The sequence below is a fragment of the Pseudomonas sp. SIMBA_067 genome (genome assembly GCF_046534675.1).
Lineage (GTDB): Bacteria > Pseudomonadota > Gammaproteobacteria > Pseudomonadales > Pseudomonadaceae > Aquipseudomonas > Aquipseudomonas putida.
Genome location: NZ_JAWRYH010001542.1, coordinates 1 through 228 on the forward strand (window position 1 = coordinate 1; position 228 = coordinate 228).

1 protein-coding gene is annotated in these 228 nt (G+C 53.5%); it reads right to left on the reverse strand.

Annotated elements, in window-relative coordinates; translation table 11 throughout:
* On the reverse strand, positions 1-228 hold a 228-nt coding region (locus SB765_RS34625), incomplete at both ends, for an acyl-CoA dehydrogenase family protein (RefSeq protein WP_410933155.1).

The window sequence follows — 228 nt, forward strand, 5'->3', positions numbered from 1 at the left end:
CATCCACACGGCGGCGAGAGTAACAAACCCCGCGTCCAGACCACCGTGCTCTTCAGGGATCAGCAGACTGTCGATACCCATATCCGCCAGTGCTTTGACAAAACGTTCCGGGTAGACGCTGTCACGGTCGCACTCGGCAAAATAGGCCTCCCAGTTTTCGCTGGCCATCAGTTCGCGGATACCGGCGACAAACAGTTCCTGCTCATCATTTAAATTAAAATCCATCTT